Source organism: Brevundimonas sp. UBA7664 (assembly GCF_002483305.1).
GTDB lineage: Bacteria > Pseudomonadota > Alphaproteobacteria > Caulobacterales > Caulobacteraceae > Brevundimonas.
Genome location: NZ_DLHQ01000028.1, coordinates 1 through 9,316 on the forward strand (window position 1 = coordinate 1; position 9,316 = coordinate 9,316).

The 9,316-nt window shown below is 70.2% G+C and carries 10 protein-coding genes, 1 tRNA gene and 1 pseudogene; 8 read left to right on the forward strand and 4 right to left on the reverse strand.

Going from position 1 to position 9,316, the window contains the following annotated elements:
• The first annotated feature begins 618 nt into the window (after positions 1–618).
• The 3 genes from argB to dapD are packed head-to-tail and all read left to right on the forward strand — an operon-like array spanning position 619 to position 3,091.
• A complete protein-coding gene (argB, locus tag B2742_RS07830; protein WP_292064798.1) occupies positions 619–1,545 on the forward strand; it encodes an acetylglutamate kinase in 927 nt (308 codons plus the stop codon).
• The gene (locus tag B2742_RS07835) at positions 1,542–2,234 is read left to right on the forward strand and encodes a pyrimidine 5'-nucleotidase (protein WP_292064801.1); all 693 of its coding nucleotides are present in this window, start codon (positions 1,542–1,544) and stop codon (positions 2,232–2,234) included. Before argB ends, B2742_RS07835 begins: the two co-directional genes overlap by 4 nt.
• Complete coding sequence (gene dapD / locus B2742_RS07840) at positions 2,234–3,091, forward strand: 2,3,4,5-tetrahydropyridine-2,6-dicarboxylate N-succinyltransferase (RefSeq protein WP_292064803.1); 858 nt, start codon at positions 2,234–2,236, stop codon at positions 3,089–3,091. The genes B2742_RS07835 and dapD overlap by 1 nt, the downstream gene beginning before the upstream one ends.
• On the opposite strand, the gene B2742_RS07845 is transcribed toward dapD, so the two are convergent.
• Positions 3,092–4,321, reverse strand: coding sequence for a PQQ-dependent sugar dehydrogenase (locus B2742_RS07845; RefSeq protein ID WP_292064805.1), 1,230 nt, complete (start codon positions 4,319–4,321; stop codon positions 3,092–3,094). It lies immediately after the preceding gene.
• Positions 4,322–4,529: 208 nt separating this feature from the next.
• Here B2742_RS07845 and B2742_RS07850 point away from each other — a divergent pair.
• Positions 4,530–4,606, forward strand: a tRNA-Met gene (locus tag B2742_RS07850).
• A gap of 65 nt (positions 4,607–4,671) precedes the next feature.
• Positions 4,672–4,974, forward strand: a complete 303-nt coding sequence (locus B2742_RS07855; protein WP_292064807.1) for a hypothetical protein — start codon at positions 4,672–4,674, stop codon at positions 4,972–4,974.
• 4 nt (positions 4,975–4,978) lie between these two features.
• Here B2742_RS07855 and B2742_RS07860 read toward each other — a convergent pair whose 3' ends face one another.
• Entirely contained in the window at positions 4,979–5,602 is a 624-nt protein-coding gene (locus B2742_RS07860) for a TlpA family protein disulfide reductase (RefSeq protein ID WP_292064809.1), read from the reverse strand.
• A 61-nt stretch (positions 5,603–5,663) separates the two neighbouring features.
• Between B2742_RS07860 and argH the strand changes: the two genes are divergently transcribed.
• From argH to lysA, 3 genes are read left to right on the forward strand one after another with little or no spacing between them, the layout of a single operon-like run.
• Positions 5,664–7,028, forward strand: a complete 1,365-nt coding sequence (gene argH, locus B2742_RS07865; protein ID WP_292064811.1) for an argininosuccinate lyase — start codon at positions 5,664–5,666, stop codon at positions 7,026–7,028.
• Positions 7,028–7,264 (forward strand): hypothetical protein, encoded by a 237-nt coding sequence (locus B2742_RS07870; protein WP_292064812.1) that lies wholly within the window; start codon positions 7,028–7,030, stop codon positions 7,262–7,264. The genes argH and B2742_RS07870 overlap by 1 nt, the downstream gene beginning before the upstream one ends.
• Positions 7,265–7,271: 7 nt before the next feature.
• On the forward strand, positions 7,272–8,573 hold the full coding sequence (gene lysA / locus B2742_RS07875) for a diaminopimelate decarboxylase (protein ID WP_292064816.1): 1,302 nt from the start codon (positions 7,272–7,274) through the stop codon (positions 8,571–8,573).
• Here lysA and B2742_RS07880 read toward each other — a convergent pair.
• Positions 8,570–9,103 (reverse strand): phosphoribosyltransferase, encoded by a 534-nt coding sequence (locus tag B2742_RS07880; RefSeq protein ID WP_292064819.1) that lies wholly within the window; start codon positions 9,101–9,103, stop codon positions 8,570–8,572. The two genes, lysA and B2742_RS07880, sit on opposite strands and share 4 nt — an antisense overlap.
• Positions 9,096–9,316: pseudogene (locus B2742_RS07885) on the reverse strand (hypothetical protein); the annotation flags it as partial. The gene B2742_RS07880 and the pseudogene B2742_RS07885, both read right to left, overlap by 8 nt.

Consider the following 9,316-nt stretch of genomic DNA (forward strand, 5'->3'; position numbering starts at 1 on the left):
ACCAGCCGTTCGGCTCGGCGTTGGAGACACCGGCCGACAGGGCGAGAGCCCCGACGGCGCTGGTGGCCAGGATGAAAGATTTAACGCGCATGGGTGGATGCCCTCCGCAGCCCAGTGAATTTCGTGACGGCGCACGCCGCCGCTGGGTCCTCATAACAGCCCCACCGGCCAAGGTCGAGACAGCGTCGATGCAAACCCGGTCGAGCGTGGCCGCAAGGCTACATCAGGGGTATCCCGGAGCCGGTTCAGGGGAATATCGGGCCTCCTGGATCGCCCGTACGGGGAAACCGGCGACGCAGACGGCGATTTCGAACCCGCGCCGATGGGGCGTCCGGCGGGATTCAACCACCGCCGGTTCGCCCTGTGGCCTTGCCGGTTCCCTCGCAGACCGGGCAGGTCTCGCCGGTCGCGATCGCGCCGGCCCCTTGGCATTCGGGACACAGGACAGGGTCCGGTTGCTGCAACGAGGCCGGATCCATGGGGCGGGACCGTGTCAGGTCGCGGTCGTCGATCTCATGCTCTTTCATACCGGCTTGAACGGCCACGGCCCATCCTGGTTTCGTAGGGGCCCGTTTGATGATGACACGACCCGGGCCTCCCTTTAGGAGCCTGCTCATCATGGACGAGACCGAACGCCAATCCGAGGAGCGAGGCTGGGACACGGCGAAGACGCTCGCCGAGGCCCTGCCCTACATCCAGATCTACGACCGCAAGACCGTGGTCATCAAATACGGCGGTCACGCCATGGGCGAGAGCGCCGTGGCCAAACAGTTCGCCGCCGATGTGGTGCTGCTGAAGCTGATGGGGGTCAATCCGGTCGTGGTCCATGGCGGCGGACCGCAGATCAGCGCCATGCTGGACAAGGCGGGGGTCCGGTCGGCCTTCGTCGACGGCCTGAGGGTGACGGACGCCGATACCATGCAGGTGGCCGAGATGGTCCTGTCCGGCGCGGTCAACAAGGAGATCGCCCACTGGATCACCATGGCCGGCCGCGAGGCGGATGTCCGCGGCGTGGGCCTGTCCGGCAAGGACGCCGGCCTGCTGACCGTTGAAAAGACCAAACGCACCAAGCGCGATCCCGACAGCATGATCGAGCACGAGGTCGACCTCGGCTTTGTCGGCGAGCCGACCCGGGTCGATCCCAAGCTGATCAAGCGGCTGCTGGAGTCCGATGCCGACTGGGTGCCGGTGATCGCCCCCATCGGTGTGACCGAGGAGGGCCAGACCTTCAACGTCAACGCCGACACCGTCGCGGGCGCCATCGCCGGGTCGCTGGGCGCCAAACGCATGCTCCTGTTGACCGACGTACCGGGGGTCAGGGGCGCGGACGGCGAGATCATCCGCCAGATGACCGTCGGCGAGGCCTCGAAACTGATCGAGGACGGCGTCGCCACCGGCGGCATGATCCCCAAGCTGCAGACCGCCATGGCCGCGGTGCGCGACGGGGTCGAGGCCGTGGTCATCCTGGACGGCCGCCGCCCTCACGCCATGCTGGTCGAACTGTTCACCGAACACGGCGCCGGCACCCTGGTGCAGGCCGGATGACGGCGGAGCCGATCCGCGCGACCGAGATCGGCGCCGACCTGCGCCATGTCCGCAGCTGGGTCTTCGATCTGGACGACACCCTGTACCCGCCCGAGAGCCGGTTCATGGGACTGATCCAGCAGCGCATCAACGACTATGTCGTGCGCACGGCCGGCCTTCCCGCGGACCAGGCGCTGGTGGTGCAGAAGGGCTATCTGCGCGACTACGGCACTTCCCTGGCCGGGCTGATGGCGCACCACCGGATCGATCCGCACGACTTCCTCGCCGAGGTGCATGACGTGCCGCTGGACGTGCTGACGCCCGACCCCGGCCTGCGCGCCGCGCTGGAGCGGCTGGACGGGCCGCGCGTCGTCTTCACCAACGGCTCCATGGCCCATGCCCGACGGGTCGTCGAGAAGCTGGACCTCGCCGATCTGTTCGACGGCCTGTTCTCGCTGGAGGACGCCGATCTGATCCCCAAACCCGATCCGCGCACCTTCGCCCGCATGACGGAGCGGTTCGGCATCGACCCGACCACGGCGGCCTTCTTCGAGGACACCGTGCGCAATCTGCCGCCGGCCAGGGCGATCGGCATGACCACGGTGCTGGTCGGGCCGCACGCCCATGACGCCGAGACGCCCTTCGCCGACCACCGGGCCGCCGCCCTCGGCCCCTTCCTCGCCACCGCCCGCCTGCCCGGAGACGCCTGATGACCGATCTGACCCATCTGGAAGCCGTGGTCGAAGCCGCGTGGGAAGACCGCGCGAGCATTTCGGCCGCCACCCACGGCGAGGTCCGCAAGGGCGTCGAACAGGCGCTGGAGCTGCTGGACTCAGGCCAGGCGCGGGTCGCCTCGCGCGGCGCCGATGGCGTCTGGACCACCCATCAGTGGCTGAAGAAGGCGGTGCTGCTGTCGTTCCGGCTCAATGACAATGAGATCACGCGGGGCGGCGACCGCGGCCCCGCCAGTCATGCGCCCGGCGTCGGCCCCTGGTGGGACAAGGTGCCCAACAAATTCGGCGACTGGACCGCGGCCCACTACCAGGAGGCGGGCTTCCGCTCCGTGCCCGGGTCGATCGTGCGGCGCGGCGCCTTCATCGGCCGCAACGTCGTGCTGATGCCCAGCTTCGTGAACATCGGCGCCTTCGTGGACGAGGGCTCGATGGTCGACGCCTGGGCCACGGTCGGGTCGTGCGCCCAGATCGGCAAGAACGTGCATCTGTCCGGCGGCGCCGGCATCGGCGGGGTGCTCGAGCCCCTGCAGGCCAATCCGACCATCATCGAGGACGGCTGTTTCATCGGCGCCCGCGCCGAGGTGGCCGAGGGCGTCATCGTCCGCGAGGGCGCGGTCCTGGCCATGGGCGTCTATCTGTCGGGCTCGACCAAGATCATCGACCGCGCCACCGGCGAGGTCTTCCGCGGCGAGGTGCCGGCGTATTCGGTCGTTGTGCCGGGCAGCCTGCCCGACCCAAACGGCGGGCCGTCGCTCTATTGCGCGGTGATCGTCAAGCGGGTGGACGCCCAGACACGGGCGAAGACGGGCGTGAACGAGCTTCTGCGGGACTGATCAGTTCGCCGCCGCCAGCCGAACCAGCTTGCCGTCCGCCTCGTCGGTGATGGCCCAGACTGCCCCGTCTGCCGCTACGGCGACGTCGCGGATCCGTTCGCCGAGGCCGGTCAGCAGCCGCTCCTCGCCGACCACGCGGTCGCCGTCCAGAACCAGCCGGGCGATGTGTTTCTCCTTGAGGCCGGCGACCAGCAGATTGCCGCGCCAGCCGGGGAACATGGCGCCGTCGTAGAAAGTCATCCCGCCCGGCGCGATGACCGGGTCCCAGTAATAGACCGGCTGTTCCATGCCCTCGCGCGCGGTGATCCCTTCGTTGATCGTCCCGCCGCTGTACTCGACGCCATAGGCGATGACCGGCCAGCCATAGTTCTTGCCCGCTTCGGGCCGGTTCAGCTCGTCGCCGCCGCGCGTGCCGTGCTCGATGGTCCACACCGCGCCGTCGGGGGCGACGGCCACGCCCTGAATGTTGCGGTGGCCCAGGGACCAGATCTCCGGCAGGGCGCCCGCGCGGCCGGCGAAGGGGTTGTCGGCGGGGACGGTCCCGTCGGCGTTGATGCGGATGACCTTGCCCATGTGCGAGCCGAGGTCCTGCGCCTGAGGCCGCATCGGCCGGTCCGACCGCTCGCCCAGGGTGATGAACAGATGACCCGCGCCGTCGAAGGCGAGGGACGAACCGAAATGCTTGTCGCCGTCATAGACCGGCAGGGCGCGGAAGATGACCTGGACGGCCTCGACCTGGGTCCCGTCGTCCGACAGCCGACCGCGCGCCACCGAGGTGGCGTTGCCGCCGGCCCGCGCCTCGGCATAGCTCCAGTAGATCAGCCGGTCCCGGGCGAAGGTCGGGCCGATCACGACATCCAGCAGCCCGCCCTGGCCGCGCGCGTCGACGGCGGGCAGGCCGGAGATCGGCTCTCCGACCGCGCCACCGGCGGATATGATGCGCAGGCGGCCGGGCCGCTCCGTCACCAGCCAGCGACCGTCCGGCAGCAGGGCCAAGCCCCACGGATGCTCCAGCCCTGCGGCTACGACTGTATGCGCCAGCGCCGCCTCGGTGCGCACGCCCGGCGCGCGGGTCTGGCCGGCGAAGGCGGGCTGCTGGTTGGCGCCATTGGCGCGGCGGCTCTCGACCGGGTCGCCGACCGGACGGACGGTCTCGTCCTGTCCGTTGGCGCCGCAGGCCGTGGCGAGAGTGACGAGCGAAACGGAGACGGCGAGAGCGAGCAGGCGCATGGGAAACCCTTGAATCGGACCCTGAACGAACGGTCGCCCCAGCCTAGCCGTTCCCTCCGGGCGGCGTCACCCGCGTGCGACGCAACGCCCCGGCCGGACAGCCGCGTGAAGGCGGCTTGAAACCGCCACCTCCGGCCTATATAGGCACGCCTCTTCCGGCGGACAGACCAGTTCCCGCCGGGACTCGAGCGACGCGATCGTCAAACGGGGCTGGGTAGCTCAGCTGGTTAGAGCGGTGGATTCATAACCCACAGGTCGGCGGTTCGAGCCCGCCTCCAGCCACCATTGCCGCAACTCCTCATCCTTCCCCGCGTTAACCGCCAAGGTTCAACGCTGATCGGGGATAATCCATGCGCATCCAGACCCTCACCCTCGCCGCCGTCGCCGCCCTGGCGTTGGGCGCCGCCGCCTGCACGCCCGCCGAACAGCAGGAGGCCGAAGCCGATGCGGAGGTCGCCGCCGACAAGGCTGGGGAGGTCGCCGCCGAGGCCGGGGAGGTCATCGAATCCGGCGCCATGAAGGCCGCGCGCGCGGTCGAGGAAGGCGCGGGCAATGTCGCGGCGCGGCTGGAAGACAATCAGGCCGAAGCCGCCGCCGAGGGCCGGCCGGGCGCCGTTGATCCGGCCACGGACGAGCGCGTCCCCGCCAACTAGGCGGTCAGGCCGGCTCCGCCAGCAGCGCGTCGATCAGCGCACGCGCCTCGGGACTGGCCCAGTCGGCCTCGCCGGAGAAGGACGCGCGGATGCGGCCCTGACGGTCGAGGATCACGGTCTGGGGCATCTTGCCCTCGCCCGGCAGTTCGAACGGCAGCTGGAATTTCATGTCGCTGTAGAGCGGCAGGGGTTCGTGCACATCGATGAAGCTGCGCGCGTCGGCCAGACCGTCCTCGGTCGCGTCGACGTTGATCGGCAGGACCAGCAGCTCGCTGTCGGGATAGGCCTCGTCCAGGCGGGCCAGGGTCGGCATCTCGGTGCGGCAGGGCGCGCACCACATGGCCCAGAGGTTGACCACCACCACCTTGCCGCGGAACTGGGCGAAGGTGGCGTCGGCGCCGTCGCGGGTCTTGAAGACATAGGCGGGGGCCATCGGGATGGACTCGGGCGTCTCAAGCCGGGTCAGGGACCCGGTCGCGAAACGGGCCAGCTCGCTTTTCGCCGCCGGTTCGGGCGTTGCGGCTTTGAAGAAGGCGTCGCGATTGGCGTATAGCAGCCCGGCGCCCGCGATCATGCCAACCGCCAGCGCGCCCGCGATCGCTATTCCCGCCGCCTTCGAGCCCTTCATGACCAAGCCTTCCCCGTCGCCAGCGACAGTTAAGCCTTCTCCGAACGCGGAAGGTCAAGACATGTGGGGCGGGCGCTTCAGCGCGCGGCCGGCGGATATCATGCAGGCGATCAACGTCTCCATCGGGGTGGACCGGCGGCTGTGGGCCCAGGATCTGGCCGGATCGCGCGCCCATTGCCGCATGCTGGCGGCCCAGAAGATCATCACCGGCGCCGACGCCGAGGCCATCCTGGGCGGGCTGGACGCCATCGAGGCCGAGATCCTCGACGGGACCTTCCCGTTCCGCGACCAGTTCGAAGACATCCACATGAACGTCGAGGCGCGGCTGGCCGAGCTGGTCGGCGAGCCCTCGGGCCGGCTGCACACGGCGCGCAGTCGCAACGACCAGGTGGCGACCGATTTCCGCCTTTGGGTGCGCGCCGCCTGCGACGCCGCCATCGACCAGCTGAAGGGCCTGCAGTCGGCCCTGCTGGTTCGCGCCGAAGAGCACGCCGGCGACCTGATGCCCGGCTTCACCCATCTGCAGCCGGCCCAGCCGGTGACCTTCGGCCATCACCTGATGGCCTATGTCGAGATGTTCGGCCGCGACGCGGGGCGGTTCGTCGACGCCCGGGCCCGCATGAACGAAAGCCCGCTGGGCGCCGCGGCCCTGGCCGGATCGCCCTTCCCCATCGACCGCCACATGACCGCGGCCGAGCTGGGCTTCGACCAGCCGATGGGCAATTCGCTGGACGCCGTCTCGGATCGCGATTTCGCGCTGGAAAGCCTCGCCGCCGCCTCGATCTGCGCCGGACACCTGTCGCGGCTGGCCGAGGAGATCGTCCTCTGGATGACGCCGCAGTTCGGCTTCGTCACCCTGCCTGACGACCTGACCACCGGCAGCTCGATCATGCCGCAGAAGCGCAACCCCGACGCCGCCGAACTGGTCCGCGCCAAGACCGGCCGGATCATGGGCTCACTGGTCGCCCTGTCGACGGTGATGAAGGGCCTGCCGCTGGCCTATTCCAAGGACATGCAGGAGGACAAGCCGCCGGTGTTCGAGGCGTTCGACGCCCTGACCCTGGCGCTGGGGGCGATGACGGCCATGGTTTCGGCCCTGCAACCGAACACGGAGCGGATGCGCGCCGCCGCCGGCTCGGGCTTTTCGACCGCCACCGATCTGGCCGACTGGCTGGTGCGCGAGCTCAACCTGCCGTTCCGCAAGGCGCACCATGTCACGGGCGCGGCGGTGAAGCGCGCCGAGGCCCTGGGCGTGGATTTGTCGCAACTGCCGCTGGCCGAACTGCAATCGCTTGAGGCGGGCGTCACGGAAGCGGTTTACAAGGTGCTCACCCCTGAGGCTTCCTGCGCCAGCCGCCAGAGTTTCGGGGGCACGGCGCCGGAACAGGTCCGCGCGCGCATCGCCGGGTGGAAGACGCGTCTGTGATGAAAAAGATCGTTCTCGCGGGCGTCGCCGCCCTGATCGCCGTCTCCGCCGCCGGTTGCGGCCGCATGGCCGACCTCGACGCTCCGCCGGCCAAACGCACCGAGCGCAGCATGCGCGACGAGCGGGCGCCCAGCCTGCCCGAGCCCGCGACCGTCTATCGCCCGCCCAGCCAGGCGCCCATCGACGGCGGCCCCAGCTCGAGCCCCTATGGCGGTTCGGGCGCCAGTCCCGGCTAGGCGTCCCTTGCACCATTTCGACCGGATCGACGGCGCGCTTCAGGCCGAGGGCGTGCCGCTGAAGGCGCTCGCCGACGCCGTCGGCACGCCCGCCTATGTCTATTCGACCGCGACCCTGACGCGGCACTACGGCCTGCTGCGCGACGCCGTCGCCGCCCATCCGGCAGCGCTCGGTCAGGCCCTGATCGCCTTCGCCGTGAAGGCCAATTCCAATCTGTCGGTGCTGGCCACCCTGGCCCGGCTGGGCTGCGGGGCCGACACGGTGTCCGAGGGCGAGATCCGGCGGGCGTTGAAGGCCGGCATCCCGGCGGACCGCATCGTCTTCTCGGGCGTGGGCAAGACCGACGCCGAACTGGCCTTCGCCATCGAGACCGGCGTGCGCCAGATCAATGTCGAGAGCGCGGTCGAGCTGGACCGGCTGATCGAAATCTCGTCGTCGCTCAAGCAGCGAGCGACCGCGTCGCGAACGGTAGCGACCCCCGACATCGCCATCCGGGTCAATCCGGCGGTCGGAGCCGGCGGCCATGCGAAGATCACCACCGGCGGGGCGACCGACAAATTCGGCGTGCCGGCTGACGAGGCCCATGCGCTGTACGCCCGCGCCAGCCTGTCGCCGCATGTGACCCCGGTCGGTCTGGCCTGTCACATCGGCAGCCAAATCACCACGCTGGAGCCGCTGGAGGCGGCGTTCCGCGCGCTGCGGGCCATGACGCTGGAGCTGCGCGCGGCCGGCTTGTCAGTGTCGCGGCTCGACCTCGGCGGCGGGCTGGGCGTGCCCTATCACGGCCAGTCGGACCTGCCGTCGATCGAGGCCTATGTCGCCATGGCCGCGCGGGTGCTGGACGGGCTGGAGGTCGAGGCGGCGTTCGAGCCCGGCCGGTTGCTGGCCGCCAACGCCGGCGTGCTGCTGAGCCGGGTCATCCAGGTCAATGAGCGCGGCGACGGGCGGCGGTTCCTGGTGCTGGACGCGGGCATGAACGACCTGATGCGCCCGGCCCTGTACGACGCCTTCCACGATCTGGTCCCGGTGCGGCCGCGCGCGAGCGAGCCGCGGCTGTACGACCTCGTCGGCCCGATCTGCGAATCCACCGACGTCTTCGCCCGCGACCGGCTGCTGCCGCCGATGCAGGCCGGCGATCTGGTGGCCTTTATGGGGGCGGGGGCTTACGGGGCGGTGCTGGCCAGCGAGTACAACAGCCGGCCTCTGGCGCCGGAGGTGCTGGTGGACGGCGAGCGGTGGGCCGTGGTCAGGGCGCGACCGTCGTATGATGAGATGCTGGAGCGGGAGCCCCGCGCCGACTGGCTCTAGTCCAGGGCGCAGACGTCGGGCAGGCCACGCAAGGCCCCGGCATGATCCAGTCCGTAGCCGACCAGGAAGCGGTTCGGGGCGTCCCACCCGACGAAGTCCGGCTCCGGCGCGCGCGGCAACGGCCACGGCTTCTTGGCGAAGACGACGGTGAGGACTTCGGACGCGCCCTTTTCCTTGGCGATGCGCACGGCCTCGGCGAGCGACAACCCCGTGTCGAAGACGTCGTCGATGATCAGGACGCGGCGGCCGTCGATGGAGCGCTGGAAATCTGCATAGACGTCGATCCGGCCCCGGCTTTCCTTCTCATCGCCATACGAGGCCAGCCACAGGGCGTCGAACCGGACGTTGCGGCCGAGGCGCGACAGGGCGCGGGTCAGGTCGGCGGCGAACCACAGGCCGCCGGTCAGCAGCACCGCCGCCACCGTCTCGTCGTCGATGACGGGGGCGATCTGCGCGGCCAGGTCGGCGACGATGCGCTGGACCTCGGCCTCGGGGAGCAGAACGGTGGGCGTCGGAGCGGTGTCAGCCATGCGAGGCGGATACCGCCTCTTCCGCATGCGTGTCCACCACCGGCACGGCGTCGATCGGCTGCATGTCCAGCGGCGCCGTGGCGGCCGGCGACAGGGCGGGGCGCAGGCCGCTGGCGCCAACGTCGGTCGGCGGCGCGGCATGGGCGGCGGGGCGGAGCGGCGCGGCCGGTTCGTGGGCCGCCGGACCATGATCGGCAGCGACGGGCGAACGGG